Source organism: Flavobacterium sp. (assembly GCF_965284515.1).
GTDB lineage: Bacteria > Bacteroidota > Bacteroidia > Flavobacteriales > Flavobacteriaceae > Flavobacterium.
Genome location: NZ_OZ260089.1, coordinates 208,615 through 227,578, shown reverse-complemented (window position 1 = coordinate 227,578; position 18,964 = coordinate 208,615). Strand labels below are relative to the sequence as shown.

17 protein-coding genes are annotated in these 18,964 nt (G+C 29.8%); all 17 read left to right on the top strand.

Annotation, left to right across the window (positions count from 1 at the left end):
* From ACQ65T_RS01020 to ACQ65T_RS00940, 17 genes are read left to right on the top strand one after another with little or no spacing between them, the layout of a single operon-like run.
* Positions 1-1,389: a UDP-glucose 6-dehydrogenase gene (locus tag ACQ65T_RS01020; protein ID WP_430399263.1), complete on the top strand. Its 1,389-nt coding sequence runs from the start codon at positions 1-3 to the stop codon at positions 1,387-1,389.
* A gap of 9 nt (positions 1,390-1,398) precedes the next feature.
* Positions 1,399-2,676, top strand: coding sequence for a nucleotide sugar dehydrogenase (locus tag ACQ65T_RS01015; protein WP_430399262.1), 1,278 nt, complete (start codon positions 1,399-1,401; stop codon positions 2,674-2,676).
* Positions 2,677-2,679: 3 nt separating this feature from the next.
* A complete protein-coding gene (gene rfbB, locus ACQ65T_RS01010; RefSeq protein WP_430399261.1) occupies positions 2,680-3,726 on the top strand; it encodes a dTDP-glucose 4,6-dehydratase in 1,047 nt (348 codons plus the stop codon).
* A 3-nt stretch (positions 3,727-3,729) separates the two neighbouring features.
* Positions 3,730-4,848 carry a non-hydrolyzing UDP-N-acetylglucosamine 2-epimerase gene (gene wecB, locus ACQ65T_RS01005; protein ID WP_430399260.1) on the top strand — a complete coding sequence of 373 codons (1,119 nt, stop codon included), beginning with the start codon at positions 3,730-3,732 and terminating at the stop codon, positions 4,846-4,848.
* 2 nt (positions 4,849-4,850) lie between these two features.
* On the top strand, positions 4,851-6,065 hold the full coding sequence (gene wecC / locus ACQ65T_RS01000; RefSeq protein WP_430399259.1) for a UDP-N-acetyl-D-mannosamine dehydrogenase: 1,215 nt from the start codon (positions 4,851-4,853) through the stop codon (positions 6,063-6,065).
* A gap of 6 nt (positions 6,066-6,071) precedes the next feature.
* Positions 6,072-6,602 (top strand): acyltransferase, encoded by a 531-nt coding sequence (locus tag ACQ65T_RS00995; RefSeq protein ID WP_430399258.1) that lies wholly within the window; start codon positions 6,072-6,074, stop codon positions 6,600-6,602.
* On the top strand, positions 6,592-7,794 hold the full coding sequence (locus tag ACQ65T_RS00990; protein WP_430399257.1) for a hypothetical protein: 1,203 nt from the start codon (positions 6,592-6,594) through the stop codon (positions 7,792-7,794). The genes ACQ65T_RS00995 and ACQ65T_RS00990 overlap by 11 nt, the downstream gene beginning before the upstream one ends.
* Entirely contained in the window at positions 7,787-8,905 is a 1,119-nt protein-coding gene (locus ACQ65T_RS00985) for a hypothetical protein (RefSeq protein WP_430399256.1), read from the top strand. Before ACQ65T_RS00990 ends, ACQ65T_RS00985 begins: the two co-directional genes overlap by 8 nt.
* Positions 8,892-9,410 (top strand): acyltransferase, encoded by a 519-nt coding sequence (locus ACQ65T_RS00980; RefSeq protein ID WP_430399255.1) that lies wholly within the window; start codon positions 8,892-8,894, stop codon positions 9,408-9,410. Before ACQ65T_RS00985 ends, ACQ65T_RS00980 begins: the two co-directional genes overlap by 14 nt.
* Positions 9,407-10,750, top strand: coding sequence for an O-antigen polymerase (locus tag ACQ65T_RS00975; protein WP_430399254.1), 1,344 nt, complete (start codon positions 9,407-9,409; stop codon positions 10,748-10,750). The genes ACQ65T_RS00980 and ACQ65T_RS00975 overlap by 4 nt, the downstream gene beginning before the upstream one ends.
* The gene (locus tag ACQ65T_RS00970) at positions 10,751-12,862 is read left to right on the top strand and encodes a bi-domain-containing oxidoreductase (RefSeq protein ID WP_430399253.1); all 2,112 of its coding nucleotides are present in this window, start codon (positions 10,751-10,753) and stop codon (positions 12,860-12,862) included.
* An 18-nt stretch (positions 12,863-12,880) separates the two neighbouring features.
* Positions 12,881-14,749, top strand: a complete 1,869-nt coding sequence (locus ACQ65T_RS00965; RefSeq protein WP_430399252.1) for an alginate lyase family protein — start codon at positions 12,881-12,883, stop codon at positions 14,747-14,749.
* 12 nt (positions 14,750-14,761) lie between these two features.
* Positions 14,762-15,997, top strand: a complete 1,236-nt coding sequence (locus tag ACQ65T_RS00960) for a glycosyltransferase family 4 protein (protein ID WP_430399251.1) — start codon at positions 14,762-14,764, stop codon at positions 15,995-15,997.
* Positions 15,998-16,600: a sugar transferase gene (locus ACQ65T_RS00955; protein WP_430399250.1), complete on the top strand. Its 603-nt coding sequence runs from the start codon at positions 15,998-16,000 to the stop codon at positions 16,598-16,600.
* A 1-nt stretch (position 16,601) separates the two neighbouring features.
* Positions 16,602-17,213, top strand: a complete 612-nt coding sequence (locus tag ACQ65T_RS00950; protein ID WP_430399249.1) for an acetyltransferase — start codon at positions 16,602-16,604, stop codon at positions 17,211-17,213.
* Positions 17,214-17,759 carry a sugar transferase gene (locus ACQ65T_RS00945; protein WP_430399248.1) on the top strand — a complete coding sequence of 182 codons (546 nt, stop codon included), beginning with the start codon at positions 17,214-17,216 and terminating at the stop codon, positions 17,757-17,759. It begins immediately after the preceding gene.
* Positions 17,759-18,895, top strand: coding sequence for a DegT/DnrJ/EryC1/StrS family aminotransferase (locus ACQ65T_RS00940; RefSeq protein ID WP_430399247.1), 1,137 nt, complete (start codon positions 17,759-17,761; stop codon positions 18,893-18,895). Before ACQ65T_RS00945 ends, ACQ65T_RS00940 begins: the two co-directional genes overlap by 1 nt.
* Positions 18,896-18,964 lie beyond the last annotated feature (69 nt).

Sequence of the window (18,964 nt, the reverse complement as noted above, 5' to 3'; positions counted from 1 at the left end):
ATGATTAAGAATATATGTTGTATTGGTGCAGGTTATGTTGGTGGTCCAACAATGGCTATTATTGCACAAAAGTGCCCTAATATTAAGGTTACAGTAGTAGATTTAAACGAGGAAAGAATTGCCGCTTGGAATGATGTTGATGTCAATAATATTCCTATTTATGAACCAGGTTTAAGCGAAATCGTTGCTGAATCTAGAGGAAGAAATTTGTTTTTTTCAACAGAAGTAGATAAAGCTATTGATGAAGCTGAAATGATTTTTATTTCGGTAAATACACCTACAAAAACTTATGGAGTAGGTAAAGGTATGGCGGCAGATTTGAAATATATTGAATTATGTGCTCGCCAAATTGCAAGAGTAGCTAAGTCTGATAAAATAGTGGTTGAAAAATCTACTTTACCTGTTAGAACTGCAAGCGCTATTAAGGATATTTTAGATAATACAGGTAATGGAGTAAGTTTCCAAATTTTATCTAACCCAGAATTTTTAGCTGAAGGTACTGCAGTTGAAGATTTATTGGCTCCAGATAGAGTTTTAATTGGAGGAGATTCTTCTGAAGAAGGTAAAAAAGCAGTTCAGTCTTTAGTAGATGTGTATGCTAATTGGGTGCCTAAAGAAAATATTTTAACTACCAATGTTTGGTCGTCTGAATTGTCAAAATTAACGGCAAACGCATTTTTAGCGCAAAGAGTTTCTTCTATAAACGCAATGTCAGAACTTTGTGAGAAAACGGGAGCAGATGTAAATGAAGTTGCAAGAGCCATTGGAATGGACAGCAGAATTGGTTCAAAATTCTTGAAATCATCTGTAGGGTTTGGAGGTTCTTGTTTTCAAAAAGACATCCTAAATTTAGTTTATATTGCTCAGTCTTATGGATTAAATGAAGTAGCAGATTATTGGGAACAAGTCATCATTATGAATGATCACCAAAAAAGAAGGTTTGCAAAAAACATCATTAAAACATTATACAATACCGTTTCGGGTAAAAAGATTGCCTTCTTGGGTTGGGCATTTAAAAAAGACACAAACGATACAAGAGAATCAGCCGCAATTTATGTTGCCGATTATTTACTTTCTGAACAAGCTCACGTTTCTGTTTACGATCCAAAAGTAAATGAAAAGCAAATGCTTTTTGATTTGAATTATTTAGAATCGAGAAGTGAAAATGAAAATAAAAAAGGGATTACAGTTGTAAATAATCCTTATGAAGTATGTGAAAACGCTCATGCTATTGCCGTGTTGACAGAATGGGATGAATTTAAAACCTACGATTGGCAAAAAATATACGATTCAATGCTTAAGCCAGCATTCGTATTCGACGGAAGAAATTTATTAAATAAAGCAGAATTAGAAAAAATAGGATTTGTTTATCAATCTATTGGTTCTTAAAAAAAAGATATGAGTACAAAAATAGCAATTATAGGATTAGGCTACGTAGGCTTACCGTTAGCTCGTTTGTTTGCCACAAAATTTAATGTGGTTGGTTTTGATATTAATCAAAATAGAATAAACGAATTGAACCAAGGTATTGATGCAACGCTTGAAATTGAAAATGAAGTTTTAAAAGCTGTTTTGAAAGAGACTAATTCTGAAAAGAATGGATTATTTTGTACTAACGATTTAAAAGAAATAGAATCGTGCAATTATTATATTGTTACGGTACCCACGCCGGTTGATAAGCACAATAAGCCCGATTTAACGCCTTTGTATAGAGCGAGTGAAACTGTTGCAAAAGTTTTAAAAAAGGGTGACATTGTAATCTACGAATCAACAGTTTATCCAGGGGTAACTGAAGAAGAATGTGTTCCTGTTTTAGAGAAAATTTCAGGATTGAAATTTAATGTAGATTTCTTCGCTGGGTATTCTCCAGAACGTATTAATCCGGGAGATAAAGAACACACGGTTGATAAAATATTAAAAGTTACTGCTGGCTCTACTCCAGAAATCGGGATTAAAGTAGACGATTTATATAAAACGGTAATTACTGCAGGAACACATTTAGCACCTACAATAAAAGTAGCCGAAGCTGCAAAAGTAATTGAAAACTCTCAAAGAGATATCAATATTGCTTTTGTGAATGAATTAGCAAAAATATTTAACTTATTAGATATAAATACTCATGATGTTTTAGAAGCTGCAGGAACAAAATGGAACTTTTTACCATTCAAACCTGGTTTAGTTGGCGGGCATTGTATTGGTGTTGATCCTTATTATTTAGCTCAAAAAGCACAAGAAAAAGGCTATCATCCTGAAATCATTTTAGCAGGAAGAAGATTAAATGACAGTATGGGAGAATATGTGGCTTCCCAAGTAGTAAAAGCAATGATTAAAAAAGGAGTTACCGTTAACGGAGCTAATTTATTAATGTTAGGAATAACTTTTAAAGAAAATTGTCCGGATGTTCGTAATACAAAAATAGTGGATGTTATTTCTTCATTAGAAGAATACGGTATTAAAATTACAACTTACGATCCTTGGGCTAATCCAGCTGAAGTACAACATGAATACAAGATTAAAAGTACAAACGAAATTCCTAATGAAAAATTTGACGCTGTAGTATTAGGAGTTTCTCATAAAGAATTTTTAAATTTAGATATTCCTTCACTTCAAAAAAATAATAGTGTTTTATATGATGTAAAAGGAATACTAAAAAATAACGTTGACGGTAAATTATAATAAATGAAGAATATACTCATCACTGGTGGTGCAGGTTTTATAGGTTCGCATGTTGTTAGAAGATTTGTGAATCAATATCCAAATTATCATATTTTTAATTTGGATGTCTTGACTTATGCAGGAAATCTTGAAAATATAAAAGATATTGAAAATAATCCCAATTATACCTTCGTAAAAGGAGATATTTTAGATGAAAATTTTCTAGATGATTTATTCAAAAAATACAAATTTGATGGAGTTTTGCATTTAGCTGCAGAATCTCATGTAGACAGGTCGATTACAGATCCTTTAGCTTTTGTAAAAACCAATGTTATTGGTACTATGAACTTGTTAAATACAGCCAAAAAATATTGGAAAAACGATTTAGAAGGCAAACGTTTTTATCATATTTCAACAGATGAGGTTTATGGTACATTAGGAGCAGTAGGATTGTTTACAGAAACCACTTCTTATGATCCAAATTCACCCTATTCGGCATCAAAAGCAGCTTCAGATCATTTTGTAAGAGCTTATGGTGAAACGTATGGATTACCTTATGTAATTACAAATTGCTCCAACAATTATGGACCCAATCATTTTCCGGAAAAATTAATCCCGTTATTTATTAATAATATAATTGAGAAAAAACCATTGCCTGTTTATGGGGATGGAAAATATACAAGAGATTGGTTATTTGTTGAAGATCATGCAGTAGCTATTGACTTAGTATTTCATGAAGGAAAAAACCACGAGACATATAATATTGGAGGTTTTAACGAATGGCAAAACATCGATTTAGTAAAACTATTATGCAAACAAATGGATGTTAAATTAGGAAGAGAAGAGGGTGAATCTGAAAAATTAATTTCCTATGTAAAAGACAGACCAGGACATGATTTACGTTATGCTATTGATGCATCTAAAATCAACAAAGAATTAGGATGGAAGCCATCAGTAACTTTTGAACAAGGTTTGGAAAGAACTATAGATTGGTATTTGTCTAATGAAGAATGGTTAAAAAATGTAACATCAGGTGATTATCAAAAGTATTATGAAGAGCAGTATAAATAAGATATGAAAAAAAATTTAATAGTATTTGGAACAAGACCAGAAGCAATTAAAATGGCTCCTTTAGTGAAGGAATTTTTAAAAGACAAAGAAAACTTTGAAACTCGTGTTTGCGTAACAGCTCAACATAGAGAAATGCTAGATCAAGTATTAGATTTTTTTGAAATTCAACCTGATTATGATTTAGATTTAATGAAACCTAATCAGAACTTACATACTTTAACAGCTGATATTATTATAGGCTTAAAACCAATATTAGATGATTTTAAACCTGATTTTGTATATGTTCATGGAGATACATCTACTACAATGGCTACAAGTATAGCTGCTTTTTATTCAGGAGCAAAAGTTTGTCACGTAGAAGCAGGTTTAAGAACTCATAATAAATATTCACCTTTTCCAGAAGAAATCAATAGACAAGTAACCGGTAGAATTGCAGATATTCATTTTGCACCAACTATTACATCAAAAGAAAATCTACTTTTAGAAAACATAGTCGAATCTTCTATTTTGATTACTGGAAATACCGTAATTGACGCCTTGTTGCAAAGTTCTGATAAAGTTAACTCAATACAAAATGATGAAATAGAATCGTTAAAAGCAACAGTTGATTTTACAAAAAAAATAATATTAGTAACTGGACATAGAAGAGAAAATCATGGAGATGGTTTTATAAATATTTGTGCTGCATTAAAAGAGATAGCGGTTTTAAATCCTGATGTTCAAATTATTTATCCTGTTCATTTAAATCCTAATGTAAAAGGACCAGTTTATGAAATATTAGGGCATACATCAAATATAAAACTTATTGATCCATTAGCATATCCAGCATTTGTTTGGCTAATGAATCAATCATATATAATAATTACGGATAGTGGTGGTGTGCAAGAAGAAGCACCAAGTTTAGGAAAACCAGTATTGGTTATGCGAGATACTACTGAAAGACCTGAAGCTGTTGAAGCGGGAACGGTAATTTTAGTAGGAACAAATAAAGAAAAAATAATAAAGGAGTGTTTAGATTTATTAAATAATAAAGAAAGATACCAACAAATGAGTGCTTTGCATAATCCTTATGGAGATGGAAAAGCTTGTGAAAGAATAGTAAAATATATTAAAGAATATTAATTATGAGTAATCAAAAAGTTGTAACAGTAGGATTAGGATACATAGGTTTACCAACTTCTGCACTAATCGCAAATAATAACATACATGTTCACGGTGTTGATGTAAATCAAAAAGTAGTGGATATTATAAATGCTGGAAAAATACATATTGTTGAACCAAGTTTAGATGAAGCTGTTGCAAAAGCAGTAGCCAACGGATATTTAAAAGCAGATACAAAACCTGTCGTGGCTGATGTATATTTAATTGTAGTTCCAACGCCATTTAAAGCTAAGAATGAACCAGATATTTCATTTGTACAAGCGGCTACAAAATCTATTTTGCCACTATTAAAAGAAGGCGATTTATATATCATTGAATCTACTTCACCAATTGGTACTACTGAAAAAATGATGCATTATATTTTTTCTGAAAGACCTGAATTAAAAGGTAAAATACATTTAGCCTATTGCCCTGAAAGAGTTTTGCCAGGAAATGTAATGTATGAATTAGTTCATAATGATAGAGTTATTGGTGGTGTAAATGAAGTTTCTACTCAAAAAGCAATTGCATTTTACAGCCAATTTGTCAATGGCGAATTGCATCCAACAAATGCAAGAACTGCCGAAATGTGTAAACTAACCGAAAACTCATCAAGAGATGTTCAAATTGCTTTTGCTAATGAATTATCATTAATCTGTGCCAAAGCTGATATTAATGTTTGGGATTTAATCAAATTAGCTAACAAACATCCAAGAGTAAATATATTGCAACCTGGTTGTGGTGTTGGCGGGCATTGTATTGCAGTTGATCCTTATTTTATAGTGGCTGATTACCCTATGGAATCTAAAATAATTGCTTCGGCTAGAGAAGTTAATAATTATAAATCTTTTTGGTGTGCCGAACAAGTAAAAACGGCAAAATTAGAATTTCAAATAAAAGAGGGAAGAAAGCCAAGTGTAGCAATAATGGGACTAGCTTTTAAACCTAATATTGATGATTTAAGAGAATCACCAGCAAAATATATAGCTCAAAAAGTATTACAAGATGCGCAAGATGAACAATATTATATTGTAGAACCAAATATTGAAGACCATCATGTCTTTAAGATTACGAATTACAAAGAAGCTACAGAGAAAGCTGATATTTTAGTGTTTTTAGTAGCTCATGATGAGTTTAAAGGGTTAGAAGTTGCCAAAGATAAAGTTGTTTTAGATTTCTGTGGAGTATTTTCAAATTAAATAATAATGAAATTTTTATTAAAATTTTTAATCTTAATTTTTAGAAATAGCCCATTGTTTTCAACATATGGATTTAGAAATTTTAGATGGTTCTTGTATAGAAAGTTTTATAATGCACCTAAACTTTATGTAGACGAGAGGGTAGTTATATCAATTGCACATTCAAATAAGAATGCATTTTTTAAATGTCAAGGAGAAGTTAATATTGGCTTAGATGTTTATATAGATTATTCAGGAGGAGTGGAAATAAAAGATAAAGTTGCAATTTCCGAAGGAGCTAAAATATTTACACATAACCATAGTATACATGATGGGAAAAAAAATTGGAAAGAGAATCCCATTGTTTTTTCTTCATTATTAATTGAAGATTATGCATGGATAGGTGCAGATGCAATTATTTTACCATCAGTTAGTCTTATTGCAGAAGGCAGTATAGTAGCTGCTGGCGCAGTATTAACAAAAAACACAGAAGCTTACGGAATATATGGCGGAAATCCTGCTGTAAAGATTGGAGTTAGAAGAATTAATGAAAAATAAGAAAGATTTAATAGTCTCATTTTTAATATATGGTTTTGGTCTTTTATCATTACTTATAGCAGATGTTTATATAAGTGAAAATTTTGATAAACAAAAAATTGCGCAATGGGCTTTTTATAAATCAACAATTTTTATTATTGGCTCAATTTGCCTATTAGGATATGATCAGGTGTTTATAAGGGATAAAACTTTAATAAAAAGGTTTTTTAATAAATTTTTAGTACAAACACTTTTTATTTCTTTTATCTCATGTACTTTTATCTTTTTTGTAAAAGATTTAAAAATCTATGAATTATTTTATTTAATTCTATCTATCTTTCTATTTGCATTGTTGAGTTTTTATTCAGCGGCAGCAAGGGCTTGTTATAATTTATGGAAGTCTCAATTCTCGTTAAATTTTTGGAAAATTTTATTCATTTTAGCCATATTAGTATTTAAGTTTGATGCTATTATTATCTACTTAATAATAGCATTGATGTTTTCAGTTTTAATTTCATATTTTTTAAAAGGATATGAAAGTGATGAGGTGTTAGATGATAATTTGATTATTGGAGACATTGATGCTAGAAAGATAAGTCTTGCATTTTTATTTAGCAATATAACATTGATATTATCAGTTTATGGAGAGCAATTTCTAATTAATTTAAATGGAAATTCTATTACTTCTGCTTATTTGTTCAAATATTTTTCAATTTTCACACCAATAGCACTTAGTGTTAATAGTTTTCTCGGATTCTATTTGGCTCCAAAAGTTAGAAAAGAGAATAATATGTCAATAAATAAGTTTAGAAGCTTCACATTTAAAATTCTTTTATTTTCAATTTTTATTACTATAGTTTCAATTGTTTGTGGACTAATATTTATGAATTATTTTTCCAAATCAAATGAGGGACCAATTGATTATATACTGATTTCTTTATTAGCCGTTTTGTCAATAATAAGAGGTATTTACATATCCACTTCAGTTTGTTTAGGAGTATTTGCTAATGCTAAATCATTGAAATATGTTGCGCTTTCATTTTGGGGATGTACAATTTTATATATAATATCAATATTTTTTATTTTAGAAAATTCAAGTGGATTTAATGCGGCAAGGTTAATTTCATTAGCATCACTTCTTAATTGGTTTTTAAGATTAGTTATTTCAAATACATTTACAATAAAAACTTTAAAAGACTTAAATCATGAATGAAAAAAAGTTTATTATTGTTGCACCTCTTTCTAACTTGTCTGGGAGAACAAGATTATTTAAAATTGCAAAATTTATCAATAAAAATAAATATTTGATAAAGCATATTGGATGGGAAAGAGAAAAAGGGGAATCGAAAGAAACCAATTTTCAATTTAAAATTGAAAAAAAAATTATCCTTATGGGAGGAGGTTATGGGGGTAACAAGGTGAAAATGATGTATTTTTTATGGATGTTAAAGGTCTTCTTCAATAGTTTTTCAATCAAGAAAGATGATGTTGTATGGGCTTTAGGTTTTGAAAGTGCTTTCCCGCTTTTATTAATGAGTAAAATTAAAGGTTATAAAGTTTATTTTGATGATGCAGATAGATTTTCAATGCTTTTTAAACTACCCAAGATTTTAACTAATGTTATAGCTTATTTAGAGAAAATAACTTCTCGAAATTCTTTTAAACATATTATTCCAGTAAAAGAAAGATATCAGTTTGATTCGGACAGATTTTTTTTATTAAGTAACTTTCCTAGTGAAACAGAAATTATTGAAGCTCAAAAAATATTTAAAGAGAATGAATGGTTAAAGGCAGATTTAATTATTAATGCAAATGGTTGGTTAGGTTCTGGTAGAGGAATGAAAACTCTTTTGAAAACATATGAATTGATAGAAAACTATAATATAGGGATAATATTAGTTGGGAAAATTGATTCTCCAGAAGCAAAAATTCTATCCAAGAAAAATAAAGTTCAATATTTTTCTAAAGTTCCTAATTCCTTTGCTTTAGCAACATATTATGCTTCAGATTTTGTCTTTACATACTATGATCCAAAATCTAAAATAAATACGTTAGCTGCATCAAATAAATGGGGAGATGCATTGATGACAGGGATTGGAGTGATAGTAAATGAAGAAGTTGTTACTGCAGAGTATTTAATAAAGGAAGATGTTGCAATTAGCTGTCGATATTACGATTATAAATCACTTTCAAGAAAAATTATCAATTTTTTAGAGAATAAAGAGAGATTAGCTTTATTAAAGTTAAGTGTTAAAGAAAAATCACTTAAATTTGGATATTTTGAAGAACAATTAACAAAATTATTTTATAATGAAACCAAGTAAAATAGAAAAAATAGTATGCTTTGTTTTAGTTAAAGCTGTATGTAACTTTAAGCCTAGATGGGCAACCAACATACAGTATTATTTTTTCAAAAGATGGGGAATGCAATTTAATGGAAAGCCAAACTATATTTCTTCATTGATTTGGTTTGATGGTACGGATTATAGTCTTATAAAAATAGGGAATCAAGTGACGATGTCTAGCTATATTCGTGTTTTAACGCATGATTGGGCATTGCATACAGTTGCAAAAGCTTTTGATATTCCACAAGATAAACCAATTGGTCGAATTAAGGGAGTGGAAATTGGAGATTATAGTTTTGTAGGAACAGGAACTATAATAATGCCAGGAACTATAATTGGAAAGGGTTGTATAATTGCCGCTGGAACAGTTGTTAGAGGAAATATTCCCGATTTTTCAATTTATGGAGGAAGTCCAGGGATAATTATGGGAGATAGTCGTGAATATCTTGCCAAAAATGTAAAAGAATTTAAATTCGAAAAATGATAAATTTTTTCTTTTTTCTTTTTTTAATAATTTTTATAACGATTAATTATAAAATTATTAGGAAAAATTATTTAAGTGATAATCTTTCAAATCCATTATTATTATTTGGACTATTTTTTTTCATTATACATATGTTATTGCCTTATTTACAATGGGTAAATAGTGAATTTAGATATAAATCAAATTATGATATTGGAGTATACATATATTCAATATTTTATACCTTTTTAGCATATTTGTTATGCTTTATTAGTTTTCAAATAGGGTATAAATCTAAAGATAATAAAGCTAAGTTAAATGTAAGTACCCAGAAAGTAAATTTTAATTTATCGAAGAAGTTAGTAAATATTATTTTTAAAATTAATGTAATAGTTTTTTTTATAGGATTGTATTTTGCATATAAGGTGTATTCACAAATAAGTGTGCTTGGACAGGAAGATTATCTAAGAGATAGAATAGGTTTAGGCGTTGGATCAGGAATTAATATGCTATTACCTCACTGGATATATATAAGTAGTTTAATATTCTATTTTTTATATTCTTCAACAAAAAGTACTTATAAATCACAGAGTAAATATTCTTTTGTTTTTTTTTTAATTTCATTTTTAGCAACTACAATCTATTATAGTACAAATTCGAATAGGAATTCAATTTTTATATTATTATTAAATATTTTGATTATTCATTTTGTTTTTCAAAAAATTAAAATAAAAAAATTAAGCTTTAAAAATTTTATGTTTTTATTATTTGCAGGTATAATTGCAACTATACTTTTTTATGAAATAGGTAAAGCTAGATATGGCACCTTGTACGTTGGTGAAGATAAATTTACATTACTTGATAACTTGAATGGAGCGTTTGGTAACCATGAAAATATTGTTTGGATGCAAGAATCAAATTATGATGATTATTTTTACGGTGAGACATATTTAGCAGGTTTGACAAATTTTGTTCCTAGAAGTATTTGGTCAGAAAAACCACTAGGGGCTGGTCCTAAAATGAAAAATATAATATACCCAGGATCTTATGTTGTAGGAAAGGAAGGAAACTCATCTTTAACGACAGGTTTGTTTAATGAGTTATTAATGAATTTTGGTACAATAGGGATGCTTTTAGGAGGTGTTTTTTTTGGATTTTTTATGAAATACATATATGTTAAAATTAAACTTTCAAATTCAATAATTAATATATTGTTTTTACAGTACACATTAATTGTGTTTACTTCCCAATTTATTTACGCAGAATTTTTAGGTTTTTTTTCTAGATATATAATTACAATAATTCCTTTTTTAATTATTAAGTTTTTCTATTACAGAAACTCTTTAAAAATACAAATATAAATGAAACAAATCATACAATCCTTTAAAACCGGACAAACCATATTAGAAGAAGTGCCAGCTCCACAAGTAGCAAGAGGTACAGTTTTAATTCAAACTACACGCTCATTAGTATCATTAGGAACTGAACGAATGTTGGTAGAGTTTGGAAAATCTAATCTTATATCAAAAGCACGTCAACAACCTGATAAAGTCAAACAAGTTTTAGATAAAATTAAAACAGAAGGTTTAATGCCAACTTTAGAAGCTGTTTTTAATAAATTGGGAGAACCTTTACCTTTAGGATACTGTAATGTTGGAAAAGTTATTGCTGTTGGAGAAGGTGTAAGTGAGTTTAAAGTAGGTGATAGAGTAGCATCAAATGGACAACATGCCGAGTTTGTTTCTATCCCTAAAAATTTAGTAGCTCATATTCCAGATAATGTAACAGATGAACAAGCTGCTTTTACCGTTATTGGTTCCATAGGTTTACAAGGAATTAGACTTTTAAATCCTACTTTAGGAGAAACAGTAGTAGTTACTGGATTGGGATTAATAGGCCTTTTAACAGCTCAATTACTAGTAGCTAATGGTTGCAAAGTGATTGGTGTTGATATAGATGAAAGTAAATTAGCTTTAGCTAAACAATGGGGTATTATTCCTTTTAATCCAAAAAATGGAGATGTAGTCAAATTTGTTGAAGAAAACACCAATGGTGTTGGAGCTGACGGTGTTATTATTACTGCTTCTGCTAAAACCGATGAAATTATTTCACAAGCAGCAAAAATGTCTCGCAAAAGAGGTAGAATTATTTTAGTAGGTGTTATTGGTTTAAACTTAAGCAGAGCAGAATTTTACGAAAAAGAATTATCTTTTCAAGTATCTTGTTCGTACGGACCTGGACGTTATGATGAAAATTATGAAAACAGAGGAATAGATTATCCGTTACCTTTTGTAAGATGGACCGAAAAAAGAAATTTTGAAGCCATATTGCAGTCTATTTCTTCAGGGAAATTACAAGTAAACGAAATGATTACCGAAGTAATTCCATTAGATGATTATATGAAAATTTATGGAGAAATTGGTTCAAGTAAATCAATTGCCTCTATTCTAAAATATAATGAAACAGAAACGGTTCCTCAAAATACCATTCAATTAAAAGAAGCCAACTATTCAGATCAAAAAGGAGTAATTGGAATTATTGGTTCAGGAAATTTTACCAAAATGACTATGTTACCTGCTTTAAAAGGAAGTGGAGCTAACTATAAATATATTGCAAGTAAAGGTGGTGTGAGTGGAACAGCAATGGCTCAAAAACACGGATTTTCTCATTCAACCACCAATGTAGAGGATGTATTAAAGGATAGCGAAGTTGATTTAGTGTTAATCACTACAAGACACAACCTCCATTCAAGCATGACTGTAAAAAGTTTAGAGGCTGGAAAACATATCTTTGTGGAAAAACCTTTAGCATTAAATTCAAGTGAACTAGATGCAGTTATAGCTGCTCAACAAAGTTCAGGTAAAACAGTTATGGTTGGTTTCAACAGACGTTTTTCTCCACATGCAGAAAAAATGAAATCCCTTTTAGGTACTTCTCAAATGAATGTAATTGCCACAATGAATGCTGGTAATATACCAGCCAATGTTTGGGTGCATGATATGTTAGTTGGTGGTGGAAGAATCATTGGAGAGGCTTGTCACTTTATAGATTTAATTACGTATTTAACAGGTAGTAAGGTTAAAGCAGTTTGTATGAATGCTATGGGAGTTAATCCAGAAGAAAATACCGATAATGCAACGATTTTATTAAAATATGAAAATGGTTCTACTGGAGTGATTAATTATTTTTCTAACGGTTCCAAAGCTTATTCTAAAGAACGTGTTGAAGTATATTCTCAAGAGCGAACTTTAATTATGGATAATTTTAGAAAAACAGAAGGTTTTGGTTTTAAAGGTTTTTCTAAATTGAAAACCAAATTAGATAAAGGGCATAAAAATCAATTTCATAAGTTGATTACTCAAACCAAAAATGGTGGTTCAGCTTTAATCCCATTTGATGAAATTGTGAATACAACTAAAGCTTCATTTGCAGCTATTGAAAGTTTGAAAACCAATCAGTGGATTGAATTATAATTGAAAAAAAATAAGCCATTGAATATTAAATTAGCTTTTCAACTTTTTCAGAATATGGGACTGCGTTATACGTCCTATAGAATTCGTCATGAGGTTGAAAAAAGATTGGGTTTTTTGAAAAAGAAACATCCTATAAATCCAGACACTAAAAACTATATTTCACTTGAAGATTGGAGAAAAGCTTCAATTCCATTTGTTATAACAGAAAAAGAACTATTGCAATTTGAAAAACATTCTAGTGATGGTTTAATACAAAAAGTTACTAAAATACTAAATGGTGAAATTTGTTTTTTTAGTTCAGATTGGAAGAAACTTGGAACTTCGTATGATTGGATAACTAATCCAGAAACAGGTTTTCAATATGACATTTCAAAACATTGGTCTGAAATAAATGATTTTAATCCTGTTAATGGTGACATAAAATATGTTTGGGAAAAATCTAGATTTTCCTATCTCTTGACTTTAATGCGTTATGATTATCATTTTAACGAAGATCATTCCGATTTTGTATTTGCTGAAATTGAAAGTTGGATTGATGCAAATCCCATCAATCAGGGACCAAATTGGAAGTGTAGTCAAGAAATTTCACTTCGTTTATTCAATTGGCTTTATGCCTTATATTTTTATAAAAATGCTGAAGCATTGACCGAAGTGTTATGGAGTAAAATCCAAAATGTAATTTATTGGTCATTACATCATGTTTACCATCATATTGATTTTTCTAGAATTGCCGTAAGAAATAATCATGCTATTACAGAAACTTTAGCACTTACAATAAGTGAATTACTATTTCCTTTTATACCAGAAACTAAAAAATGGTCAGTTGATGGTAGAAAATGGTTAGAACAAGAAGTAGCTTATCAAGTTTATGAAGATGGTACTTTTTTGCAATTTAGCATGAATTATCATCGTGTTTTAGTGCAATTGTTCTCGTTTGGTATTGCCTTAACTGAAAAATACCATAGACCTTTTTCAAAACTATTCTACACAAGAGCTTATAAGAGTGTCTATTTTTTATATCAGTGTTTACAGCAAGAAAATGGCTATTTACCCAACTATGGAGCAAATGATGGAGCTTTGTTTTTTCCTTTAACAGAATGTGAATATAGAGATTATAGACCTCAATTAAACACATTACATCGCATATTAACGGGGCAAAAATTATTTGAACCGACTGCAATACATGAAGATTACTATTGGTTGCAAACACTGGCAAAACCTACTTTTAATTTTGAAAAAATTGACCAAAATAAAGGAATAACTTCTTTTGAAAATGGTGGGTACTATATGTGCAGAACTAACACTTCTTTTACTTTTATTCGTTGTGGTAATCATAAAGATAGACCCTCACATGCTGATAATCTTCATATGGATGTTTGGGTAGAAGGCAAGAATATTTTGAGAGATTCTGGAACCTATAAATACAATACTTCAAAAGAACTTTCTGCCTATTTTACTGGAACAACTGCACATAATACTGTAGTAGTAAATGATGAATCGCAAATGCAAAAAGGAAGCCGTTTTATTTGGTACTATTGGACACAATGTATAAAGGCTCATTGGGAAGATACACCTGAATATTATGTTTTCAAAGGAACAATAAGTGCATTTAAGCAATTAAATACTAAAGGAATTCACAAGCGTGAAATTAAAATTGCTAAGACAGAAAATGAATGGCTAATTAGAGATGAAATTTTACATTTAGATGATTTTTCTAAGAAGCAAGTTTGGCATTTTGATGATAATGCTTTAGCTTTTTCAGGCTCTAAAGAAGCATCCTTTTCTGAGGAACTGTCTTTTGAATCTAGTTGTTATGGTCAAAAAAAACAAGGTAAAGCTATTTCTTTTACTTTTGAACGCGAAATACAAACTAAAATTAAATACTAGAATTAATATACCATGAGAATTTTACTTTTACACCAATACTTTTTAGAAGATAACGACCATGGTGGTTCTAGATGGAATGAAATCACCAAGCAATGGGTTGAAAATGGGCATCATGTTCAAGTTATCGCAGGAATGATGCATTACAACTCTAGTGAAAAAAGAACTGAATATAAAGGAAAATGGTTTAAGAAAAAGAAACAAGGTGACATTGATGTAATGCGTTGTCATGTTTCGGAAACCTATAATTCTAATTTTATAGGTAGACTTTGGGCTTATTTTTCATTCGTTTTTTCAAGTCTTTGGGCTGGCTTATTTAAAGTTGGAGGAAAATATGATGTAATAATTGTAAGTTCTCCACCTTTATTTATTGGAATAAGTGGTTATTTAATATCACTCTTTAAAAGAACTCCATTTGTTTTTGAAATAAGAGATTTATGGCCAGAATCGGCAATCGACACTGGAGTTGTTACCAATGGTTTGATCATCAAATTAGCTTACGCTCTTGAAAAGTTTATTTATAAAAAAGCAACCTTAATCAATGTGTTAACCCCAGCTTTCAGAAATACGCTAATTGAGAAAAAAGGTATAAATCCTGAAAAAATTATTTTCATTCCCAATGCAGCCGATTTTACTTTGTCAGATGATTTGCTAAAAGGTTTTGATGTAAATCAGTTTAAGAAAGAACATGATTTTGAAGGTAAATTTTTAATTACTTATGTAGGTGCTCATGGAGTAGCTAATCATTTAGACCAAGTTTTAGAAACAGGTAAGTTACTAGAAGATACCAATGTTTTATTTTTATTAATTGGAGATGGAATGGAGAAAAAAAGGTTAATTGATTTAGCAAAAAGTAATAATGTGCATAATGTCCGATTTATAAATCCTGTTCCGAAGGCAGAAGTCTTTAAATATATATTGGCTTCTGATATGGGAGCTTCCGTATTAAAAAATGTAGAAACTTTTAAAACCGTATATTCCAATAAAACTTTTGATTATATGTCTTGTAAAAAACCTATTTTGATGGCAATTGATGGGGTTTCAAGAGAGTTAGTGGAAGAAGCTCATGCAGGAGTTTTTGTGGAACCCGAAAATCCTAAAGATTTTGCCTTAAAAATAAGAGATTATTTATCAAACCCTGAAAAAGGAATAAATGAAGGTGAAAATGGTTATATTTATGCTAAACAAAACTTTGATAGAATAGTTTTAGCTAACAAATATATTGATTTAATTCAAAAAAAGATTTCATAAATGTATAAATCCTTTTTCAAAAGATTATTTGATTTTACAGTAGCCTTAATCGGATTTATTCTTTTAAGTCCAGTTTTTGTAATAGTAACAATTGGCTTGTTTTTTGCCAATCAAGGCAAACCTTTTTTCTTTCAAACGCGTCCGGGAAAAAACGAACAACTTTTTAATATCATCAAGTTTAAAACCATGAATGATAAAAAAGACAATCAAGGTAATTTACTTGATGATGTCCATAGATTAACCAAAATAGGAAGTTTTGTTAGAAAAACTTCTTTAGATGAGATTCCTCAATTAATTAATGTAATCAAAGGAGACATGAGTTTAATTGGACCAAGACCATTATTAATTCAATATTTACCCTTGTATAATGATTTTCAAAAGCAAAGACACAATATTAGACCAGGAATTACTGGTTGGGCACAGGTAAATGGAAGAAATGCAATAAGTTGGCCTCAAAAATTTGAATACGATGTTTGGTATGTTGAAAATTGTAGTTTTTTGTTAGATATAAAAATATTATTTTTAACTATAAAAAAAGTTTTTGTAAGCGAAGGTATATCACAAGAAGGGCAAGCTACTATGGAGGTTTTTAAAGGAAATTAATATGAAAAAGAAACTTTATATTTTTGGAGCAAGTGGACATGCTAAAGTAGTTTTAGATAATTTATTTTCTAAAGAAATTAAAGTTGAAGCAATTATTGACGATAATCCAAATGTTGAATTTTTATTAAATTTACCAGTAATACATTCAAGAGATTTTAATTTTTCAAATGATGATAATTTTATTATTGCTATAGGAAACAATTCAATTCGAAAAAAAATTGTAGAGCAAAATAATTATAAATATTACAATGCAATTCATAAAGATTCTAGTGTTTCTATACATGCTTTAATTGGAGAAGGTACGGTAATTATGCCTCAAGCAGTAATTAATGCTGATGCAAAAATTGGAAAACATAGTATAATAAATTCAAGAAGTGTAATAGAACATGATTGCTTACTTGATGACTATGTACATATTTCACCTAACGCATCTTTAGCAGGAAACGTTTCAGTTGGAGAAGGAACACAAATTGGAATTGGAGCTAGTGTAATTCAAGGGGTAAAAATTGGAAAATGGGTAATGATTGGAGCAGGAGCTGTAATTATAAATGATATACCAGATTTTGCTGTGGTTGTTGGAAATCCGGGAAAAATTATAAAAATTAATTCTTAAATGATCAAAAGAGCATTTGACTTTTTCTTTTCTTTACTTTCAATCCTTTTTTTTTCATGGATAATCCTTGTTTGCTTAATATTAGCAAGTTTTGATACCAATTCATTTGGACTTTTTTTTCAAAACAGAGTTGGACAATTTGGTAAAACTTTTAAAATATTAAAAATTAAAACCATGGATGATGCGACTCAACAGATATCTTCCTTTGGAAAATTTTTAAGACAATCTAAATTAGATGAGCTACCTCAATTATGGAACATTTTAATTGGGAATATGAGTTTTGTTGGACCAAGGCCAGATATTCCAGGTTATTATGACAAGTTAGAAGGAGAAAACAGAAAAATTCTTGAATTAAAACCAGGATTGACTTCAGAAGCTTCTATAAAATACGCTAATGAAGAAGAATTACTAAATCAACAAGATGATCCATTGTTTTATAATGATACGGTAATTTTTCCCGACAAAGTAAAAATGAACCTAGAATACTATTATAAGCAATCTATTTTAGTAGATTTGCAAATAATTGTAAAAACAATTTTTAGATAATGAATCAAGAAAAAATATGGTTGTCTTCTCCACATATGGGGGGCAACGAGCAAAAATATGTACAAGATGCTTTTGATGCTAATTGGGTAGCTCCTTTAGGTCCTAACGTAAATGGTCTAGAAAGCGATTTAGAGTCTTATTTAAATGATACTATTTATGTAGCCGCATTAAGTTCCGGAACGGCTGCTTTACATTTGGGTTTAGTCTTATTAGGCGTTGGGGCTGGAGATGAAGTCATTTGTCAAAGCATGACTTTTTCAGCGTCTGCAAATCCAATTTTATATTTAGGAGCAATACCTGTTTTTATTGACAGTGAAAAAGATACATGGAATTTATGTCCTATTGCCTTAGAAGAAGCAATTATAGATAGAATTGCAAAAGGGAAGAAGCCCAAAGCAATAATTGGTGTCCATTTGTATGGAATGCCTTTTAAAGTGGCTGAAATTATGACTATCTCAAAAAAATATGACATTCCAGTATTAGAAGATAGTGCAGAAGCACTAGGAAGTACTTATAAAGGACAAAAATGTGGTACTTTTGGACCTTTAGCCGCTTTGTCTTTTAATGGTAATAAAATTATTACCACTTCAGGTGGTGGAGCATTAGTTTGTCGAAATAAAGAACACAAAGATAAAACGGTGTTTTTGGCTACGCAATCTAGAGATAACGCTCCTCATTATCAACATTCGGAAATTGGCTATAATTACAGAATGAGTAATATATGTGCTGGTATTGGGCGAGGACAAATGGAGGTTATTGATTTGAGGGTTTCGCAAAGAAGAGCTATGAATAGTTTTTATAAAGAGCTTTTTAAAAACATTGAGCTTGTTGAAGTGTTTAATGAACCTAATTCAGATTATTTTTCAAACCATTGGCTGAGTGCAATTGTTTTGGATTCTTATGAAAAAAGAGAAGCTTTACGTTTGCATCTAGAACTCCAAAATATTGAATCAAGACCCTTATGGAAACCTATGCATTTGCAACCTATTTTTGATAAATATCCTTATTATGGAACTTCTGTTTCTGAAAATTTATTTGATAAAGGTTTGTGTTTGCCTTCCGGGTCTAACTTAACGGACTTAGATAAAGTCCGAATTAGTGAAAATATAATGTCTTTTTTTAGTACATTTGTCTAAAATATAACCAGTTTCTAAGAATAAATTTCAACGTATAAATTGTTAAAAAAAAATCTAATAAAGTCATTT

What these genes read in the sequence shown, in the direction of transcription:
- ACQ65T_RS00995 (WP_430399258.1), top strand. Translation starts at nt 6,072, where the DNA reads ATGAAATTTTTATTAAAATTTTTAATCTTAATTTTTAGAAATAGCCCA.
- ACQ65T_RS00985 (WP_430399256.1), top strand. Translation starts at nt 7,787, where the DNA reads ATGAATGAAAAAAAGTTTATTATTGTTGCACCTCTTTCTAACTTGTCT.
- ACQ65T_RS00970 (WP_430399253.1), top strand. Translation starts at nt 10,751, where the DNA reads ATGAAACAAATCATACAATCCTTTAAAACCGGACAAACCATATTAGAA.
- ACQ65T_RS00950 (WP_430399249.1), top strand. Translation starts at nt 16,602, where the DNA reads ATGAAAAAGAAACTTTATATTTTTGGAGCAAGTGGACATGCTAAAGTA.
- ACQ65T_RS00990 (WP_430399257.1), top strand. Translation starts at nt 6,592, where the DNA reads ATGAAAAATAAGAAAGATTTAATAGTCTCATTTTTAATATATGGTTTT.
- wecB (WP_430399260.1), top strand. Translation starts at nt 3,730, where the DNA reads ATGAAAAAAAATTTAATAGTATTTGGAACAAGACCAGAAGCAATTAAA.
- ACQ65T_RS00975 (WP_430399254.1), top strand. Translation starts at nt 9,407, where the DNA reads ATGATAAATTTTTTCTTTTTTCTTTTTTTAATAATTTTTATAACGATT.
- rfbB (WP_430399261.1), top strand. Translation starts at nt 2,680, where the DNA reads ATGAAGAATATACTCATCACTGGTGGTGCAGGTTTTATAGGTTCGCAT.
- ACQ65T_RS00940 (WP_430399247.1), top strand. Translation starts at nt 17,759, where the DNA reads ATGAATCAAGAAAAAATATGGTTGTCTTCTCCACATATGGGGGGCAAC.
- ACQ65T_RS00960 (WP_430399251.1), top strand. Translation starts at nt 14,762, where the DNA reads ATGAGAATTTTACTTTTACACCAATACTTTTTAGAAGATAACGACCAT.
- ACQ65T_RS00955 (WP_430399250.1), top strand. Translation starts at nt 15,998, where the DNA reads ATGTATAAATCCTTTTTCAAAAGATTATTTGATTTTACAGTAGCCTTA.
- ACQ65T_RS00980 (WP_430399255.1), top strand. Translation starts at nt 8,892, where the DNA reads ATGAAACCAAGTAAAATAGAAAAAATAGTATGCTTTGTTTTAGTTAAA.
- ACQ65T_RS00945 (WP_430399248.1), top strand. Translation starts at nt 17,214, where the DNA reads ATGATCAAAAGAGCATTTGACTTTTTCTTTTCTTTACTTTCAATCCTT.
- wecC (WP_430399259.1), top strand. Translation starts at nt 4,851, where the DNA reads ATGAGTAATCAAAAAGTTGTAACAGTAGGATTAGGATACATAGGTTTA.
- ACQ65T_RS01020 (WP_430399263.1), top strand. Translation starts at nt 1, where the DNA reads ATGATTAAGAATATATGTTGTATTGGTGCAGGTTATGTTGGTGGTCCA.
- ACQ65T_RS01015 (WP_430399262.1), top strand. Translation starts at nt 1,399, where the DNA reads ATGAGTACAAAAATAGCAATTATAGGATTAGGCTACGTAGGCTTACCG.